At 69.9% G+C, this 18,789-nt stretch carries 10 protein-coding genes; 2 read left to right on the forward strand and 8 right to left on the reverse strand.

Going from position 1 to position 18,789, the window contains the following annotated elements; translation table 11 throughout:
- The first annotated feature begins 18 nt into the window (after positions 1-18).
- Complete coding sequence (locus PM1_RS18255) at positions 19-1,029, forward strand: alpha/beta hydrolase family protein (protein ID WP_009619468.1); 1,011 nt, start codon at positions 19-21, stop codon at positions 1,027-1,029.
- A 1,839-nt stretch (positions 1,030-2,868) separates the two neighbouring features.
- On the opposite strand, the gene mgtA is transcribed toward PM1_RS18255, so the two are convergent.
- The 7 genes from mgtA to PM1_RS18290 form a co-directional block, all read right to left on the reverse strand.
- Positions 2,869-5,589, reverse strand: a complete 2,721-nt coding sequence (gene mgtA / locus PM1_RS18260) for a magnesium-translocating P-type ATPase (protein ID WP_009619466.1) — start codon at positions 5,587-5,589, stop codon at positions 2,869-2,871.
- 91 nt (positions 5,590-5,680) lie between these two features.
- Positions 5,681-6,613 (reverse strand): phosphatidate cytidylyltransferase, encoded by a 933-nt coding sequence (locus tag PM1_RS18265; protein WP_009619464.1) that lies wholly within the window; start codon positions 6,611-6,613, stop codon positions 5,681-5,683.
- A gap of 1 nt (position 6,614) precedes the next feature.
- Positions 6,615-7,244 (reverse strand): lysophospholipid acyltransferase family protein, encoded by a 630-nt coding sequence (locus tag PM1_RS18270; RefSeq protein WP_009619462.1) that lies wholly within the window; start codon positions 7,242-7,244, stop codon positions 6,615-6,617.
- A gap of 50 nt (positions 7,245-7,294) precedes the next feature.
- Positions 7,295-7,906: a CDP-alcohol phosphatidyltransferase family protein gene (locus PM1_RS18275; protein ID WP_009619461.1), complete on the reverse strand. Its 612-nt coding sequence runs from the start codon at positions 7,904-7,906 to the stop codon at positions 7,295-7,297.
- A gap of 113 nt (positions 7,907-8,019) precedes the next feature.
- A complete protein-coding gene (locus PM1_RS18280; RefSeq protein WP_009619459.1) occupies positions 8,020-11,685 on the reverse strand; it encodes a translocation/assembly module TamB domain-containing protein in 3,666 nt (1,221 codons plus the stop codon).
- The gene (locus PM1_RS18285) at positions 11,682-13,379 is read right to left on the reverse strand and encodes an autotransporter assembly complex protein TamA (protein ID WP_009619458.1); all 1,698 of its coding nucleotides are present in this window, start codon (positions 13,377-13,379) and stop codon (positions 11,682-11,684) included. The genes PM1_RS18280 and PM1_RS18285 overlap by 4 nt, the downstream gene beginning before the upstream one ends.
- A gap of 115 nt (positions 13,380-13,494) precedes the next feature.
- Positions 13,495-14,142, reverse strand: coding sequence for a GNAT family N-acetyltransferase (locus PM1_RS18290; RefSeq protein ID WP_009619457.1), 648 nt, complete (start codon positions 14,140-14,142; stop codon positions 13,495-13,497).
- Positions 14,143-14,291: 149 nt separating this feature from the next.
- Here PM1_RS18290 and xthA point away from each other — a divergent pair, with 149 nt between their 5' ends.
- Entirely contained in the window at positions 14,292-15,104 is an 813-nt protein-coding gene (gene xthA, locus PM1_RS18295; RefSeq protein WP_009619456.1) for an exodeoxyribonuclease III, read from the forward strand.
- Here xthA and PM1_RS18300 read toward each other — a convergent pair whose 3' ends face one another.
- Positions 15,105-18,692: an ATP-binding protein gene (locus PM1_RS18300; protein WP_009619455.1), complete on the reverse strand. Its 3,588-nt coding sequence runs from the start codon at positions 18,690-18,692 to the stop codon at positions 15,105-15,107.
- Between the last annotated feature and the right edge of the window lie 97 nt (positions 18,693-18,789).

The following is an 18,789-nucleotide window of genomic DNA, read 5'->3' on the forward strand; positions in this document are numbered from 1 at the left end:
TTGGGGGTGGAGAGCACCATGTTGGGGCGATTCGTCTGTTGCGTTGTGCTACTGATCTTCTCACTGGCGGCCGGCGCCGAAACGCTGAGCGTCGGCTTCCATCGCCTGACCCTCGACGACCCGCTGGACCACCAGCCGATGCGCGCCATCGCCTTCTACCCGACGCGGGCGCCAACCGCCCCCACCACCCTCGGCCCGTTCACCCTGCCGCTGGCCGAGGAAGCCCCGGCGGTGGCCGGGCGCCACCCGCTGCTGGTCGTCTCCCACGGCAACGGCGGCACCCCGCTGGCCCTGCGCGACCTGGTGCTGGCCCTGGCCCGGCGCGGCTTCGTGGTGGTCACCCTGCTGCACCCCGGCGACAACCTCCACGACCAGAGCCGCCTGGGCGCCCTGAGCAATCTCTACGGCCGTCCGCTGCAGGTGTCCGAAGCCATCAGCGCGGCCCTGGCCGACGAGCGCCTGGCGCCGCTGCTCGATCCGCGGCGCATCGGCGTGATCGGCTATTCCGCCGGCGGCGAGACGGCGCTGATCCTCGCCGGCGCCCAGCCGCGCCTGGAGCGCCTGCGCCGCTACTGCACGCAACGCCCGGACGACCGCGACGCCTGCAGCGCCGGCGGCGAGCTGCTGGCCGACCGCAACGACCTGGCGCCCATGGCCGACCCGCGGGTGGGCGCGGTGATGCTGCTGGCGCCGCTAGGGCTGATGTTCGGCAGCCGCGAACTGGCCGACGTGAACGTCCCGGTGCTGATCTACAGCGGCGACGCCGACAAGGTGCTGGACTGGACGCGCAACGCCGCCGCCCTGGCCCGCAAGCTGCCACGCAGCGCCGACTTCCACGTGCTGCTGGGCGCCGGCCACTTCGTCTTCATGGCCCCCTGCAACGAAGAGGAAACCGCCGCCACCCCGGGCCTGTGCAAGGACGCCGAAGGGGTGGACCGGGTGGCCATTCATCGCCACCTGATTGGTGATGCACAGCGCTTCTTCGACGAGGCGCTGGAACCGGAGCAGGTGCAGGCGACGTTGCGCTGAGGTGCTCTTCGTAGGATGGGTTGAGCTTGCGATACCCATGCTGCCGTGGTGATGGGTATCGCTTCGCTCAACCCATCCTACGGGGCTTTCCTGGAACTGTAGCGGGCCCTGCCCGCGAATCGCGCGCAGGGCGCGCTCCTACATGGGAATGGCGCGGGTGGGGCAGCGTAGCGGATCTCATCCACGAACCGCGCCGGAACATCCGGCCATCGCGGACAAGGTCCGCTCCTACGCCCGTGCTTTGTGATGGGTATCGCTTCGCTCAACCCATCCTACGGGGCTTTCCTGGAACTGTAGGAGCGGGCCCTGCCCGCGAATCGCGCGCAGGGCGCGCTCCTACATGGGAATGGCGCGGGTGGGGCAGCGTAGGAGCGGATCTTATCCGCGAACCGCGCCGGAACATCCGGCCATCGCGGACAAGGTCCGCTCCGCCCGTGCTTCCTGTAGGAGCAACTGTCTTGCGCCGAGGTGCTCTTCGTAGGATGGGTTGAGCTTGCGATACCCATGCTGCCGTGGTGATGGGTATCGCTTCGCTCAACGCCATCCTACGAAAAGCCGTGCTTCCTGGCACCGTAGCGGGCCCTGCCCGCGAATCGCGCGCAGGGCGCGCTCCTACATGGGAATGGCGCGGGTGGGGCAGCGTAGCGGATCTCATCCGCGAACCGCGCCGGGACGTCCGGCCATCGCGGACAAGGTCCGCTCCTACGCCCGTGCTTCCTGTAGGAGCAACTGTCTTGCGCCGAGGTGCTCTTCGTAGGATGGGTTGAGCTTGCGAAACCCATGCTGCCGTGGTGATGGGTATCACTTCGCTCAACGCCATCCTACGAAAAGCCGTGCTTCCTGGCACCGTAGCGGGCCCTGCCCGCGAATCGCGCGCAGGCGCGCTCCTACATGGGAATGGCGCGGGTGGGGCAGCGTAGCGGATCTCATCCGCGAACCGCGCCGGAACATCCGGCCATCGCGGACAAGGTCCGCTCCGCCCGTGCTTCCTGTAGGAGCAACTGTCTTGCGCCGAGGTGCTCTTCGTAGGATGGGTTGAGCTTGCGATACCCATGCTGCCGTGGTGATGGGTATCGCTTCGCTCAACGCCATCCTACGAAAAGCCGTGCTTCCTGGCACCGTAGCGGGCCCTGCCCGAGAATCGCGCGCAGGGCGCGCTCCTACATGGGAATGGCGCGGGTGGGGCAGCGTAGGAGCGGATCTCATCCGCGAACCGCGCCGGAACATCCGGCCATCGCGGACAAGGTCCGCTCCTACGCCCGTGCTTCCTGTAGGAGCAACTGTCTTGCACCGAGGTGCTCTTCGTAGGATGGGTTGAGCTTGCGAAACCCATGCTGCCGTGGTGATGGGTATTGCTTCGCTCAACCCATCCTACGGGGCTTTCCTGGAACTGTAGCGGGCCCTGCCCGCGAATCGCGCGCAGGGCGCGCTCCTACATGGGAATGGCGCGGGTGGGGCAGCGTAGGAGCGGATCTCATCCGCGAACCGCGCCGGGATGGCCGGCTATCGCGGACAAGGTCCGCTCCTACGCCCGTGCTTCCTGTAGAGCAACTGTCTTGCGCCGAGGTGCTCTTCGTAGGATGGGTTGAGCTTGCGATACCCATGCTGCCGTGGTGATGGGTATCGCTTCGCTCAACCCATCCTACGGGGGCTTTCCTGGAACTGTAGGAGCGGGCCCTGCCCGCGAATCGCGCGCAGGGCGCGCTCCTACATGGGAATGGCGCGGGTGGGGCAGCGTAGCGGATCTCATCCGCGAACTGCGCCGGAGCATCCGGCCATCGCGGACAAGGTCCTACGCCCGTGCTTCCTGTAGGACTCCGTCCGCGATTCTCTCAAGCCCTACGACCACCCATAGCGCCGCGCGAACCAGCCCTTCACTGCCTGGGTCAGCCCCATGTAGCCCAGCAGGATCGCCACCAGCCACGGCCAGTAGCCCGGCGGCAGCGGCTGCATGTGGAAGTAGCGCGCCAGCGGCCCCATGGGCAGGAAGATCGCCAGCGCGCCTATGCCCGCGGTCATCGCCAGCAGCGGCCAGGAGGCGCGGCTCTGCAGGAAGGGGATGCGCCGGGTGCGGATCATGTGCACCACCAGCAGCTGCGAGAGCAGCCCCTCGACGAACCAGCCGGACTGGAACAGCGCCTGGTGGGCAGGGGCGTTGGCGCCGAACACGTGCCACAGCACCAGGAAGGTGGTTATGTCGAAGATCGAACTCAGCGGCCCGAAGAACACCATGAAGCGCCCCAGGCCGTCGGGGTTCCACTGCTGCGGGCGGCTCAGCTGTTCGGCGTCCACGCCGTCGAAGGGGATGGCGATCTGCGAGATGTCGTACAGCAGGTTCTGCACCAGCAGTTGCATCGGCAGCATCGGCAGGAACGGGATGAAGGCGCTGGCCACCAGCACGCTGAACACGTTGCCGAAGTTGGAGCTGGCGGTCATGCGGATGTACTTGAGCATGTTGGCGAAGGTGCGCCGCCCTTCCACCACGCCCTCCTCCAGCACCATCAGGCTCTTTTCCAGGAGGATCAGGTCGGCCGCTTCCTTGGCGATGTCCACCGCCGAGTCCACCGAGATGCCGATGTCCGCGCTGCGCAGCGCCGGGGCGTCGTTGATGCCGTCGCCGAGGAAGCCCACCACGTGGCCGCGCTCGCGCAGCACGCGGACCAGGCGCTCCTTGTGCGTCGGCGTCAGCTTGGCGAACAGTGTGGTGCGCTCGGCCAGTTCGCCCAGCTCCGCATCGGCTATGTCATCCAGCTGCGGGCCCAGCAGCACGCCGTCGACCTGCAGGCCGACGTCGCGGCAGACCTTCAGCGTCACCCGCTCGTTGTCGCCGGTCAGCACCTTCACCGCCACGCCGTTGGCGGCCAGGGCGCGCAGGGCCGGGGCGGTGGTTTCCTTGGGCGGGTCGAGGAAGGCGATGTAGCCGTCCAGGCACAGCCCCTGCTCGTCGGCCAGGCCGTAGGTGTCGCGGTTGGTCGGTAGCTCGCGGGTAGCCACCGCGACCACCCGCAGGCCGTCCTGGTTGAGCGCCTCGGCCACCGCGCGGATGCACGCCAGGCGTTCGCCGGTCAGCGGTTCGACGCGCTCCTGCTCGCGCACCGAGGTACACACCGCCAACACTTCCTCCAGGGCGCCCTTGCAGATCAGCAGGTGGTGGTCGTCGCGCTCGCTGACCACCACCGACATGCGCCGGCGGGCGAAGTCGAAGGGGATTTCGTCGACCTTGCGGTAGCGGCTGTCCACCCGTAGCGCCTGGCGCAGTTCCACGTGCTCGAGCACGGCCACGTCCAGCAGGTTCTTAAGCCCCGTCTGGTAGTGGCTGTTGAGGAAGGCCAGCTGCAGCACCCGGTCCTCCACCTCGCCGAAGGCGTCGGTGTGGCGTTCCAGGACGATGCGGTCCTGGGTCAGGGTGCCGGTCTTGTCGGTGCAGAGGATGTCCATGGCGCCGAAGTTCTGGATGGCGTCCAGGCGCTTGACGATGACCTTGCGCCGGCTCAGTACCACCGCGCCCTTGGCCAGGGTCGAGGTGACGATCATCGGCAGCATTTCCGGGGTCAGGCCCACGGCGATGGACAGCGCGAACAGCGCCGCCTGCAGCCAGTCGCCCTTGGTGAAGCCGTTGAGCAGCAGGACGATGGGCGCCATCACCAGCATGAAGCGGATCAGCAGCCAGCTGACCTTGTTGACCCCGGCCTGGAAGGCGGTGGGCGTGTGGTCGCTGGCGATCACCCGTTCGGCCAGGGAGCCGAAGTAGGTCTGCGCGCCGGTGCCGACCACCACCGCGCGGGCCGAGCCGCTGACCACGGTGGTGCCCATGAAGCACAGGCTGTCGCGCTCCAGCGGGTTACCCTGGCGGGCGTCGCGGACCTGGGCGAACTTCTCCACCGGCAGCGACTCGCCGGTGAGCGCCGCCTGGCTGACGAACAGGTCCTTGGCGCTGAACAGGCGCACGTCCGCCGGCACCATGTCGCCGGCCGACAGCCACAGCACCTCGCCGGGCACCAGCTGGCGGATCGGCACCTCCAGGCGCTGCGCCGCACCCTGCCCGCCCTCGGGGTAGCGGAACACGGTGGCGGTGTTGCTGACCATGGCCTTGAGCTGTTCGGCGGCATCGTTGGAGCGTTTCTCCTGGACGAAGCGCAGCAGCGTGGAAATGCCCACCATGGCGCCGATCACCACCGCCGCCTCGCTGTCGCCGGTGAACAACGACACCAGCGCCAGCACGCTGAGCAGCAGGTTGAAGGGGTTGCAGTAGCACAGCCACAGGTGCCGCCACCAGGGCATCGGGCGCTCCTGGTCGACCTCGTTGAGCCCGACGCTCTCCCGCCGCTCGGCGGCCTCGGCCTCGCTCAGGCCCTCGCGGCGGCTGCCCAGGCGCTCGAACAGCGCCTGCGGCTCCAGCACCGACCATTCCAGCATGCCCTGGGCCAGCTGCGCCGGCGCCTGGCGCCCGGCCGCCGAGCCGCGCAGCAGGTCGAGCAGCACCAGCCGGCGCAGCTGCCGGGCGGGCAGGCCCTTGTTGAGGAACTCCAGCAGGTGGGTCCTGATCTGTTCGAAACGCATGACGACTCCCCGATCACTGCCGCCCTGACCGGCGGCAGCGGGAGTCTGCGAGGAGTTCCTTAAGGTGCCATGAAGGCGCGGCCGGCGGCCCTCAGGTCCACCAGTAGCGCACCGCGTGGAAGAAGATAGGCGCGGCGAAGCACACCGAGTCCAGCCGGTCGAGCATGCCGCCATGGCCTTCGATCATGTGCCCCCAGTCCTTGACTCCACGGTCGCGCTTGATCGCCGACATCACCAGGCCGCCGAAGAAGCCCAGCACATTCAGCAGCAGCGCCATCAGCAGCGCCTGCCAGGGCGCGAAGGGGGTGATCCAGTAGAGCGCAGCGCCGATCGCAGTGGCCAGCGCCACGCCGCCGACGAAGCCTTCCACGGTTTTCGACGGCGACAGGTTGGGGGCTATCCTGCGTCTGCCGAACAGCTTGCCGCACACGTACTGCAGCACGTCGGAGAGCTGCACCACTATCACCAGGTAGGCGATCAGCAGCAGGTTGCGTCCCTCGAAGCCGGGTATGTCCAGGGTCAGCAGCGCCGGCACGAAGGAAATGCAGTACACCGCCAGCATCAGCCCCCACTGCACCTTGGAGGCGCGTTCGAGGAAGTGCTTGGCGTCGCCGCCCAGCGAGGCCAGGATCGGCAGCAGGAGGAACACGTAGACCGGGATGAAGATGGAGAACATCCCGTACCAGTCGATGGCGACCAGCAGGTACTGCATCGGCAGCACGAAGTAGAACGCCGCCACCAGCGCCGGGTAATCACTGCGCCGGGTCGGCATCAAGGTCATGAACTCGCGTAGCGCATAGAACGACACCCCGTAGAACAGCAGAACCACCGCCCAGTTGCCAAGGGCGAAGGCGCAGCCGATCACCGCGACCATGGCCCACCAGGCCTTGATCCGCGCATTGAGGTTGTCGATCACCGCGTGTGGCCCGGGAGCCGCGCGCCGGCGCAGGACGGTACCGATTATCGAAGCGCCGAGGAGGATCGCGCCGATGCCGGCAAACAACAGCCAGGTCTGCCCGTCCATTTCAGTACCCCTCCGCCGGCGCCAGGGCCAGTAGCGACTCACGGGCGCGCTCGAGGAAAGCCTCCTTGGCCTCGTCGGCCTGCGCCGCCAGCGGCGTGCCGAAGCTCAGGGTGCACAGCAGCGGCAACGGCAGCGCGCGGCCCTTGGGCATCACCCGGTTGAGGTTGGCGATCCACACCGGCACCAGCTCCACCTGCGGATGGGCGCGGGAAAGGTGGTAGATGCCGCTCTTGAACGGCAGCAGGCGCACCTCGTCGTCCAGGTTGCGCGTGCCCTCGGGGAACAGGATCAGCGAGTCGCCGGCGGCCAGCGCGCGTTCGATCGGCGCCAGCGGGTTGCCATCGGCTTCGCTGCGCTGGCGCTCGATGAGCACGCCGTTGAACACCCGGTTGATGACGAAGCCGCGCAGGCCGGGCTTGCCCCAATAGTCGGCGCCGGCCACCGGCCGGGTACGCGGGCGCAGCTCCGGCGGCAACGAGGCCCAGAGCAGGACGAAGTCGCCATGGCTGCTGTGGTTGGCGTAGAAGATGCGTTGTACCGCCTTCGGCGTGGTGCCCAGCCACAGGCTGCGCAGGCCGGTGACCGTGCGGGCGCTGGCGATGATGGCGTAGGCGAGGAGTTTTTCCAGCATCCGTGGGTTCCTTCAGGGGACCAGGGTGAACCGGCAGACGAGCGCGGCCATCAGTCCTGACGCGGCGCGGCCAGGCCCTGGCTGACGCGGTTGACCACGGTCAGCGCCAGCAGCGCAGCCAGCAACCACATGGCTGGGTCGATCCAGGCCGTCGGCAACAAGCCACTGGCAATTCCGGCGCCGAGCACGCCAAAGCACAGCGCTCGGTCGCTCTTGCCCATGGGGCCGTCGTAGCGCCGCGAGGCACCGACCATATGCCCCAGCACGCCGGCGTATTCGGCGAGCAGCGCCAGCAACACCACCAGCACCACCCAGGCCGGGGTCACCCCAGGCAGCAGGGCGAACGGCAGGTAGAGCGCGGCATCGGCGACCACGTCGGTAAGTTCGTTGAGGTAGGCGCCGAGGGGCGACTGCTGCCCGAATTCGCGGGCCAGCATGCCGTCCATGGCATTGAGTGCCATGCGCAGGAACATCCACAGCGGGATCAGGGCAAACACCCAAGGGTGCGCAGCCAGGCCAGCCACCAAGGAGGCCACCAGCATCGATAGCGCACAGGCCGCCAGTGTCACCTGGTTGGCCGTCGCGCCCCGGGCATGCAGGCGCACCACCAATGGCCGCAGCAGATTCTGGAAGCTCGATTTGAGTTGATAGACCGAAACCATCGCGCCGTCCGTGGAGTTGAGTGGGCGGTCACGATATCCATGTCGCAGTCAGATATGGGCCGAGAATGATGCGCGAAAATTCGCTGACATCATTCGCAACCTGACTGCCTCTCTCAGAAGTCGCGCTTGTAGAAGATGTCCAGCGAACTGGCCAAACCGCTGGCGGCCTCCAGGTAGACCTTCTTGCTCAGCAGGTAGCGCAGGGCGATGGTGTTGGCCGGTTCGAACACGCCCACGCCGTAGCGCAGGCTCAGGCGCTCGGAGAGCTGGCCGCTGGCGACCACGCTGGTGCTGGTGCCGGTGCCTTCGGTGCCCAGTTCGAAGTCCTTGATGCCCAGCTGCTTGGCCACCTCGCCGGTGATCGGCGCGCTGCCGGCCAGGCCCAGGGCCAGGGCGGCCTCGCCGAGCATGTTGCTGTCCTCGCCGGTGGACAGCGGACGGCCCATGACCAGGTAGGACAGCGCCTGCTCCTGGCTCATCGCCGGCTCCGAGAATACCTCGCTGCGTGGCTGCTCGGCGTTGCCGGTCAGGCGCAGGCCGGCGATCACGTCGTCGACCTTGCGGATCGCCTCGATGTCCAGGTACGGCTGGTCGATGGGGCCGGCGAACAGCAGGCGCGCGCGGCGGATGCTGAGTTTCTGCCCGTAGGCCCGGTAGCGGCCCTTGTTCAGGCTCAGCTCGCCGCGGGTGTCCATGTCGTCGCCGATGTGCACCTGGCCGGCCAGCTCGGCGCTCAGGCCGAAGCCGCTGAAGGTCAGCTTGTCCTGGCCGACCAGCACGTCCACGTCCATGGCCAGGTGGGGGCCGCCCTGCTCCTTGGGCGGCGCGCCGACGATCAGGGTGTCGTCGGAGAGCTTCACCGTCGAGGGCGGCAGCTGGCGGATGACGATGGCCCCGCGCGGCACCTGCACCTTGCCGGAAACGCTGAGCTTCTGGTCGGCCATGCGCAGCGCCAGGTCCGGGGTGACTTCGAGGTTGGCGTAGGGCTCGACGCTCACCGGCAGGTCCGTGCCGCGCACCGCCAGGTCCATGTCCAGGCCCTGGCTCCAGGCCAGGTAGCCGCCCAGGCTGCCGTTGCCCTTGTCGCCGCCGCTCCAGGTGCCGCTGAGGTCGACGCGCTCGCCGGCGATGTGCGCCAGCACCTGCAGGTTGGCCAGGCGCGTCGGCAGGTCGCCGCCGGAAAGCTCGCCGCCGGAGAGCCGCAGCTCGCCGTCCAGGCGCGGCTGCATGAGGCCGCCGGAAATGCGCCCGTTGCCGTCCAGGCGGCCCTTGAGCGTCTCGACCATGGGCACGAAGGGCCGCGCCACCGCCAGGTCCAGCCCGGCGAGGGTGAAGCTGCCGCTCAGCGGCTTGTTCTTCGGCCGCGGGTCGAGCACCGCCTGGGCGTCCAGGGTGCCGAGCTTGTTGCCGTGGAACTGCAGGCTGCTGTCGATGCGGGTGGGCGTCAGGCGGCTTTCCAGGCGCAGGCTCTGGTAGGGGAAGTCGAGCCACTGGTCCTGTTCTTTCAGGCGCAGGGTGCCGGCGCCGGCGTCCAGCAGGATGTTGCCGTTGGGGCCGCGGGCCGGCAGGTCGAGCTTGACGTCGCCGTTGAGCTTGCCCTGCCAGGCGAAGTCCTCGGGCAGCCAGCGCGCCAGGCTGTCCAGCGGGAAGTCGCGCAGTTGCCAGCGCAGCTGCGGCTCCGGCAGCAGGCGCTGTTCGCCGCCGCAGAGGCTGGCCGGGCCGGACGCCCAGCAGTGCGCGCCCAGGTTCAGGCGGCCGTCGGCCAGGCGCTCCAGGCGCGCCGGCTGTTGCAGGCGCCAGTCCTGGCCGCCGCTGTGGATTTCGCCCTTAGCCAGGCGGCCGCGCCAGTCGCGGCCGTTCCAGCTGCCGTCGAAGCCCAGCGCCAGCACCAGCGGGCGCCCCTGCAGGGACAGGTCGAGCTGCTGGCGTTGCAGGTCGCCCTGGCCGCTGGCCTTGAACTGGCCCAGGCGCGTGTCGCCGGCGCGCACGCCGTCGGCCAGCAGCTCCAGGCGGCCGCGCTGGGCGGCGTCGAGGCGGGCGCTGAGGTCGAGGCTGCGCACGCCGTTGTCCTGGAAGGCCAGGCGCTGGCCCTTGAGGCTCAGCTCGCCCTGGGGCGCATTGAGACTGCCGGCCAGGTCGAGGCGGCCGTTCAGCTGGCCCTGCAATTGCGGCCAGAGCTGGCCCAGGCGCGCCAGGGCGATGTCCAGGCGCCCGGCCAGGCGCTGGTCGAGGCTGGCCTGGCCACTGATGCGGTTGTCGCCCAGGCGCAGTTCCAGGCCGTCGACCTTCCAGTTCTGGCCCTCGCCGTTGGCGATGGTCTTGAAGACCGCCGGCTGGCCGCGCAGGCGCCCTTGCAGGTCGAGGTTGGCCTGCACGGCGAGCACACCGTTCTTGAAACTGCCCTGGCTGCTCAGCGGCCCGCCGAGCTTGCCCGGCAGTTCGGCGACCCAGTAGGCCGGGTCGAAGTCGCTCAGCTTCAGTTGCGCATCCCAGGCCAGGGTGTCGGCGAACTTCAGGCCCAGGCTGCCCTCGGCCTTGCCCTGCCCGGCGACCAGTTGCAGCGACGGCAGGTGCACCTCGGCGAGGTTGCCGGACACCGGGCTGCTGAGCTGGAAGGCGCCGGCCGGGCCGCTGAGTTCGGCGGCGAAGTTGCCCAGGTAGGCCTCGTCGCGGTATTGCAGGTCGGCTTGCAGGCGGTGCATGGAGACCGGCGGCGGCTCCATGGGGTACAGGCGCAGCCAGGGGAAGTCCAGCCAGTCCAGCTTGGCGTCGGCGGCGAAGCCGTCCTGCCAGTCGAGGCGGCCGCTCAGGCCCAGGCGCTGTTCCGGCGCGGCGATGAGGTTCAGCGCGGCGATGTCCGCACCCTTGGCGTCGACACGCCCCTGCAAGGCCAGGGCGACGTCGCCGCCCTCCCCCGGCAGCACGGCCGAACCATTGATGCGGTAGCCGGCGGCCAGGTCGCCCGCCGCTTGCAGCTGCACCTTGTTCAGCACCAGGGTGTCAGGCAGGTCGGCCGCGCCGCGGAAGCCGTCGGCGCTGATCTTCGCGCTGGCCGGCAGGTTCTCCGCCAGGGGTTGCAGGTCGCCGCTCAGGTGGCCTTGCAGGTAGCCGCTGCTGTCGGCTTCCAGCAGCAGGTGGCCGAGCAGTTCGCCCTTGGCCTTCAGCTTCAATGCCCAGGGCTGCTCGCCGGGCGCCGGCAGGCGCAGGCTGCCCTGGGCCTGCAACGGCCAGTTGCCCTGCGGGGTGAGCAGGCCGCTCAGGTCCACGGCGAGGTCGCCGCGGGCGGCCTTGAGCACGTCGATGTGCAGGCCATCGGCCTCCCAGTGGGCGCTGGCCTGGACGTTGCTGACCTGTTCGTTGCCATCGAGCAGGAAGCTGCCCAGGCGCACTTCGCCCAGGCGCACGGCCAGCGGCAGTTTCAGCGCCGGCAGCTGGATCGGCCCTTCGCTGGGTTCCGCGGGCCCCGGCGCCAGGCGCAGTTGCACGCGCTCGACGATCAGGCGGTCGATGCACAGCGCGCCTTGCAGCAGGCAGGCGGGCGACCAGGCGAACTGCGGCCGCTCGACCTCCAGCTCGGTGGCGCCGTCGCTCCAGGCCAGGCGCTCGGCCTGCCAGGCGCCGCCCAGCCGGCCGGCGTAGCCCTGCACCTGCAGGCCCGGCACCAGGCCCAGGGCCCAGCGGCTGCCGGCCTCGCTGCCGAGGATGGCGGCCAGCGCCACGGCCAGCAGCAGGATCAGGCCGAGCAGCGCGGCCACCAGGTATTTCAACAGGCGCTTCACAGCTCGGGCCCCATGGAGAAGTGGATGCGCCAGCCGCCGCCCTCGTCCAGGCCGTCGGCCAGGTCCAGGCGCAGCGGCCCCACCGGCGACACCCAGCGGATGCCGAAGCCGACGCCGGTCTTGATCGAGGGGAAGTCCAGCGAGTTGAAGGAGTTGCCCTGGTCGATGAAGGTCGCCAGGCGCCATTTTTCGGCCAGCGGGTACTGGTACTCGACGCTGCCGGCGACCATGTAGCGCCCGCCGATGCGGTCGCCCTGGGAGTTCTTCGGCGACAGCGTCTGGTAGTCGTAGCCGCGCACGCTCTGGTCGCCGCCGGCGAAGAAGCGCAGCGACGGCGGGATGCTCGAATAGTCGTTGGTGGCGATGAAGCCGACCTGGGTGCGGCCGAGCAGGCGGTGGCCGCCGGCGAAGGTGGTCAACCCCTTGGCCATGGCGCTGACGTGGGCCAGGTCGGCGTCGGCCAGCAGGCCCTCCTTGGCCACCTTGGTCTCCAGCTGCAGGCGGTAGCCCTGGTGGGGGTCGACCTTGTTGTCGGCGTGCAGGATGGAATAGCCGAAGCCGGGCATGAGGAAGCTGCTGTTGCCCGAGTCGTCGCCCAGCAGGTATTCCTCGTGCAGCCAGCCCAGGGAGAACGAGCGCTGCCAGCCGCTGGGCAGCTTGCGCAGCCACTCGCCGCCGAGGGTGAACTGCTTGCTCTCGGTGTCCACCAGGTCTTCGTTCTGGTAGCCGGTGGTGAAGCGCAGCTTGTCGGTCAGCGGCGGGTCCAGCGGCACCTCGTACCAGGCGCCGACGTTCTGCCGCGGCCCGGAGACTTCGGCCTCGGTGCCCAGGCTGTGGCCCTGGGGGTTGACCCAGTGGCGCGTCCAGCTGAACTTGGCGCGCGGCCCCACGTCGGTGGAGAAGCCCAGGCCGACGCCGAGCGAGCGCGGCTTGCGCGCGCTGAGGTGGACCGCCACCGGGATGCTCTCGCCCTTGGCCTGCAGCGGCGAGGCGTCGACGCGCACGCCGTCGAAGTAGCCGCTGGACTGCAGGGCCTGGTTGAGGTCGGCGATGAGTTCGGAGTCGTAGGCCTCGCCCTGCCGGAAGGGCACCATGCGCCGCAGCAGTTCCTCGTCGAAGGGGTAGTCGCCGCTGAAGCTGACCGCGCCGAGGGCGAAGCGCGGGCCGCTGGCGTAGACCAGCTCGATGTCGGCCACCCCGGCCTCGGGGTCGACGCGCAGTTGCTGGCGGGTGAACTGGCCGCGGAAGAAGCCGAAGCGCGAGGCCTGGTTCTGGATCAGCCGCTTGGCGTCCTCGTAGGTGCCGTGGTTGAGCTGCGCGCCGGGCTTCAAAGTATCGCCGCCGGGCACGCGGAAGTTCGCAAGCTTCGCCGCCGGCCCCTCGATGCGGATGTCGACCGTGCGCAGCTTCACCGGCTCGCCGGGCGAGACGTCGATGCGCAGGCGCGGGTTCTTGTCGTCGCCGCGCACCCGCGCGCGAATGCGCGCCTGGTAGTAGCCCAGCGCCTGGGCGGCCTGCACGGCCTGCTGCTGGACCGTGCGGCGCAGGCGTCGCAGGGCGGTTTCGTCGCGCCCTTCCACGCTGCCCACATAGGCCTCGATATTGGCCTTGAGCGCAGAGTTGGCGGGGTCGATACGTACGTCGAGCTGGCTTTCCGCTGCCACTGCCGCGCCGATCCAGCACAGCAGGCCCATCAGCGCTAGCCGAATCGTTCCTTGGAGTCTCATGGCGCGAGATGCTAGCACGATGGCCGTGACAATCCAGCGCCGCGGCCCCTGCGCCGCGGCTTTGCGCGATGGCGAGGGGCTATCAGCCCTCGCGGGCCAGGCGCGTTTCCGGCTGCGGATTGGGGTGGAACAGCACGTGTTCGCGCAGCGGCCCCAGCGCCACTTCGCCCACCTCCTCGTAGCCGTGGCGGCGGTAGAAATCCAGGTAGCGGGCGTTGCCGGTGTCCAGCACCAGGCCCTGGGAATCCACGTCGTCGACGCACCAGGCATGCAGGGCGTCGAGCAGCTGTTCGCCGAGGTGGCGGCCCTGGAATTCCGGGTGCACGCCCAGCAGCGGCAGCACGTGGTAGGGCCCCGGCGGCAGGCAGCCGAGCACCGCCTCGTGGTAGGCCAGGTAGCGCCGCGTGCAGCGGAAGCCGGTGGTGAGCAGCATGCGCATGCGCCAGGCCCAGCTGTCGGTGATGTCCAGGCGGCGTTGCGGCGGGGCGATCAGCGCCACCGCCACCAGGCGCTCGTCGATCACCAGGCCGAGCACCGGCAGGTCTTCGGACAGGTGCCGGTTGGTCAGCTCGCGCACGGTGGCGCGCACCCGCTGGTCGAAGCCGGGGCGGTCGCTTTCGAACAGGTAGGCGAAGGTCGGCTCGTGGCGGTAGGCGTGGTAGAGCAGCGAGCGGATCTCCCGGGCGTAGGAATCGCCCAGCAGGCGGACTTCGGCGAGCGTCTCAGGCATGCGGACACCTCTTGTTATCGTGTTTGGGCCCAGAGCCGAACCCTAGCAGCGCCGCGCCCGCACCGCCAGCGGCCGCCTCCAGGCCGTCGCGGCATTTGCCGCTGCCGGCGCCAGCGGCTAGTATCGTCACTTTGCCCAGGACGCTGCGGATGAAAATCGTCTCTTTCAATATCAATGGCTTGCGTGCCCGCCCCGCCCAACTCAAGGCGATCGTCGAGACGCACCAGCCCGACGTCATCGGCCTGCAGGAAACCAAGGTCGCCGACGACCAGTTCCCCCGCGAAGAGATCGAGGCCCTGGGCTACCAGGTGCACTTCCACGGCCAGAAGGGCCACTACGGCGTGGCCCTGCTCTCGCGCCAGGCGCCGCTGGAAATCCGCTACGGCTTCCCCAACGACGGCGAGGACGCCCAGCGCCGCTTCATCTGGGGCACCTTCGCCGACGCCGACGGCCAGCCGATCACCGTGATGAACGGCTACTTCCCCCAGGGCGAAAGCCGCGAGCACCCGGTGAAGTTCCCCGCCAAGCAGCGCTTCTACGCCGACCTGCAGCAGTTGCTGGAAAGCCAGTTCAAGCCCGAGCAGCGCCTGGTGATCATGGGCGACATCAACATCTCGCCGGAGGACTGCGACATCGGCATCGGCGAGGAGAACCGCAAGCGCTGGCTGCGCACCGGCAAATGCAGCTTCCTCCCCGAGGAGCGCGAGTGGCTGGGCAAGCTCAAGGCCTGGGGCCTGGTGGACAGCTTCCGCCAGCTGCACCCGCAGGTGAACGACCGCTTCAGCTGGTTCGACTACCGCAGCCGCGGCTTCGAGGACGAGCCCAAGCGCGGCCTGCGCATCGACGTCATCCTCGCCTCCGAGGCGCTGCGCCCGCGCCTGGCCGATGCCGGCATCGACTACCAGATCCGCGGCATGGAAAAACCCTCCGACCACGCGCCCATCTGGCTCAAGCTGAGCTGATCAGCCAGCGGCGCGCGCCAGCCAGTCGGCCAGCGCGCGCTGCAGTTCGGCCAACGCCGCATCGGCCTGGCCCAGGCGCGCTTCCAGTCCTTCCCCATCGCCTTCGCAGATTCGCTGCAGGGCGCGGCAATGTCCTTCCGCCTCGGCGGCGCCGATGATCGCCGCGGCGCCGGCCAGGCGGTGCGCCAGGTCGCCCAGCGCCTTGCGGTCGCCACGGTTGCGGGCCTGGTGCAGCTGCTCGATGTCGCCGGCATTGGCCTGCGCCAGGGTGCGCACGAACTCCCGCGCCGCCTCGCTCTCCAGCGGCTGCGGGCCGAACAGGCCACTGAGGTCGAAGACCGCATCGTCGGCCGGCTCGTCCGGCGCCGCGGCCTGCGCGCCGGCCAGCGCCTGGGCCAGCACCTCGAGGGTCAGCGGCTTGAACAGCACCTGGTCCATGCCGGCGTCGCGGCAGCGCTGCACTTCTTCCTCCTGGGCGTTGGCCGTGGCGCCGATCACCCGGCACGGCCGCCGCCCCTGCTCGCGCTCGTGGGCGCGGATGCGCCGGCTCAGCTCGTAGCCGTCGACGCCGGGCATCCGGCAATCGGTGATGACCGCGGCGAAGTCGCCGGCCAGCCAGGCCTGCCAGCCCTCCTCGCCGCCGGCCGCCAGGGTGGCGCTGTGGCCCAGGTGCGCCAGCTGCTGGCGGAACACCATGCGGTTGGCCGGGTGGTCGTCCACCGCCAGCACCCGCAGGCCGCCCGGGACGCTGGCGCTGGTGCCCGGTTGCGCGGTGTCCGGCGGCGCCTCGGTGAGCGCCAGCGGCAGGCGCACGCTGAAACAGGAGCCTTGGCCGGGCTCGCTGTGCAGGCCGAAGGCGCCGCCCATCAGTTGCACCAGGCGTTGGCTGATGTGCAGGCCCAGGCCGGTGCCCTGGCCCCTGGCGCCCGGCTCCACCTGGACGAAGGGCTGGAACAGCCGGGCCTGGTCCTCGGCGGAAATGCCGATGCCGCTGTCGATCACCTCCACCAGCAGCTCCAGGCGCTCGCCCTGGCGCCGGGCGCTGGCCCGCACGCGCACACCGCCGCGCTCGGTGAACTTCACCGCGTTGTTCAGCAGGTTGAACAGCACCTGCTTGAAGCGCAGCGCATCCAGCAGCACCCAGTGGTCCAGCTCGCCCTCGGTTTCCAGGTCCAGGCCCAGGCCCTTCTGCGTGGCCAGGCCGGCGAACAGCGCCACCGCGCCTTCGATCTCGCGGCGCAGCAGCGCCGGCTGCGGCGTGGAGTCGATGCGCCCGGACTCGATGCGCGCCAGGTCCAGCACGTTGCCGATCAGCATCAGCAGGGCCCGCGCGGCGTCCTGCGCCACCTCCAGCGCCTCGCGGTCGAGCACGCCGTCGCGGGCCTTTTCCAGCACCAGCTCCTGCAGGCCGACGATGGCGTTCATCGGCGTGCGGATCTCGTGGCTCATGGTGGAGAGGAACTGGCTCTTGGCGGCGCTGGCCTGGTCCGCGCGCTGCCGCTCGCGCTCCAGCTGGTTGATCAGTTGCTGGCGCTCGGTCAGGTCGACCCAGCCACCGATTACGCCCTGCACCACGCCGTCGCCATCGTGCTGGGCCACCGCCCAGTGGTAGACGTAGTGATCGCCGTCGCGCAGGCGCAGCACGTAGTCGCCCGGCGCCGGCATCTCGCCGTCGGTCACCTGCTGGCGGTGCACCTGCATCAGGCGCTCGGCCTCCTCCTCGGGGAACCAGCCCAGCTCGCCGATGGCCTTGCCCAGGCAGTCCTCCGGGCGCGCATCGAACATGCGCAGCATGGCCTGGTTACAGAGGTCCAGGTGGCCCTCGCGGTCGAGCCGGTAGACCGGGTTGGGCAGCGCCTCGATCAATTCGTTGAGCAGCCCCACCTGGGCTCCCAGGCGCCGCTCGGCGCGCCGCGTGCGCAGCACCTGGCGGTTGAGGTAGAAGCCCCAGACCAGCGACAGCAGCACCAGCGCGCCGGCCAGCGCGGCGCCGCTGAGGATCGCCTGGCGGTGCTCGGCCCAGAAGTCGCCGCCGCCGGAGGCCAGGCGCGGCTCCCAGCGCCGCACCAGTTCGGCCACCTCCTCCGGGTCCACCGACAGCTGGGCCTTCTCCAGGATGGAGTAGAGTTCCGGCTGGTCCGGGCGCACGCCGATGCTGAAGGGGGTGCTCAGGTCTTCGAGTATGCCGGCGACCTTGAGGCTGTCCTTGAACTCGCCGGCGATCAGCGCGCGGGCGCTGAACAGGGTGCTGACGGCCGCCTCGCTGCGCTGCTCGGCCACCTCGCGCAGGGCCTGGCGCTGGTTGCCCGCCGACTCCAGGCGGGTGTCCGGGTAGCGCTCGATGAGCGCGCGGTTGAGGTAGGGGTCGATGGCGATGGACACGCGCTTGCCGGCCAGGTCGTGGAGGTCGTGGACGGCCGCCGCGTCCTTGCGCATCACCAGGAGCATGGTGGCCCGCAAGTAGGGCGGCAGCAGCGCCAGGCCCTCGTTGCTCGGCGGCACCACCGGCGTCAGCCAGGCGCGCCCGGCGTGCAGCTCGCGGAACACGTCGGCGTAGTCGTCCACCGCGGCATAGGCGAAGCGCAGGCCGGAGCGCTGGCCCAGCAGGTCCAGGTAATCGCGGGCGATGCCGCTGACGCGCCCGTCGGCGTCGGCCTGGGCCAGCGAGCCGCTGTGGCGGTTGACCACCACCGGCACCCGCGGGTGCTCGGCCAGCCAGCGGTTTTCCCGCGGCGTCAGCACCACCCGCTGGCCGCCCAGGCGCAGGCGCTCGCCGGCGCTCCAGCGGCGCAGGATCTCCTCGTTGCGCTGCACGTCGATGCGCGCCAGGCCGCGGTCCACCAGGCCGAGCAGGCGCTCCTCGCCGGGGCGCATGAGGAAGCCGAAGCCGGCGCTCTCCAGCGGCGCGAAGTTGTCGATGCGCAGGTTGAACAGGTAGTTCATGTTGATCAGGTAGTGCACCGACAGCGCATCGCCGAGCATGCCGTCGACGTTGCCCAGGCTCAGCGCCTCCAGGGCCCGCAGCGGCGAGGCGAAGAGCAGGACGCGGCTGTTGGGATAGGCCGCCTGCACCTGGGCCAGGCGCAGGTAGTCGGCCACCAGCGCGAGGGTGGTGCCGGGGCGGCTGGCGTCGAACGGGCGGGCGTCGTCGCTGACCAGCACCGGCTGGTCCTGCAGGTAGGTGCGGCTGAGCAGCAGGCCGCGGGCCTCGGCCTCGCTGGCGGTGCCGCCGCAGACCATGTCGATCTCGCCCTTGCGCAGCGCCTCCAGGGCCGCCTCCCGCGAGGGGTAGGCGTAGACGCGCTGGTAGCCGCCGGCCAGCAGCCCCAGGTAGTCGGCGCTGACGCCCTCCAGGCGGCCGCCGCCGACGATCTGCAGCGGCGGCCGGTCGACCTGCGCCACGCCGACGCGCAGCGGGCCGCGCTGCGCCAGCCAGGCCCGCTCGGCGGGGCTCAGCCAGCTGTCGGGCATGTGCGCGCTGTAGCCGGAGAGGGTCAGCGGCTGCAGCGGCGGCTGGTCGATGGCCAGGGCCGGCGCCGCGCCCAGCAGCAGGGCACAGCAGAAGATGAGGCCGCGTACTGGGGACATGGCGCTCCTTGCGGGAATGGCTCGGCAGCCCGGACAGGCCGCTGCTGAATGACTATAGCCAAAGCGGCGACGCCCACCCGGCGCGCCCGCGAGGCCC

This window comes from Pseudomonas sp. M1 (genome assembly GCF_022760135.1).
Taxonomy (GTDB): Bacteria; Pseudomonadota; Gammaproteobacteria; order Pseudomonadales; family Pseudomonadaceae; genus Pseudomonas; species Pseudomonas citronellolis.

What these genes read in the sequence shown, in the direction of transcription:
- PM1_RS18255 (WP_009619468.1), top strand. Translation starts at nt 19, where the DNA reads ATGTTGGGGCGATTCGTCTGTTGCGTTGTGCTACTGATCTTCTCACTG.
- mgtA (WP_009619466.1), bottom strand. Translation starts at nt 5,589, where the DNA reads ATGCGTTTCGAACAGATCAGGACCCACCTGCTGGAGTTCCTCAACAAG.
- PM1_RS18265 (WP_009619464.1), bottom strand. Translation starts at nt 6,613, where the DNA reads ATGGACGGGCAGACCTGGCTGTTGTTTGCCGGCATCGGCGCGATCCTC.
- PM1_RS18270 (WP_009619462.1), bottom strand. Translation starts at nt 7,244, where the DNA reads ATGCTGGAAAAACTCCTCGCCTACGCCATCATCGCCAGCGCCCGCACG.
- PM1_RS18275 (WP_009619461.1), bottom strand. Translation starts at nt 7,906, where the DNA reads ATGGTTTCGGTCTATCAACTCAAATCGAGCTTCCAGAATCTGCTGCGG.
- PM1_RS18285 (WP_009619458.1), bottom strand. Translation starts at nt 13,379, where the DNA reads ATGGGCCTGCTGTGCTGGATCGGCGCGGCAGTGGCAGCGGAAAGCCAG.
- PM1_RS18290 (WP_009619457.1), bottom strand. Translation starts at nt 14,142, where the DNA reads ATGCCTGAGACGCTCGCCGAAGTCCGCCTGCTGGGCGATTCCTACGCC.
- xthA (WP_009619456.1), top strand. Translation starts at nt 14,292, where the DNA reads ATGAAAATCGTCTCTTTCAATATCAATGGCTTGCGTGCCCGCCCCGCC.
- PM1_RS18300 (WP_009619455.1), bottom strand. Translation starts at nt 18,692, where the DNA reads ATGTCCCCAGTACGCGGCCTCATCTTCTGCTGTGCCCTGCTGCTGGGC.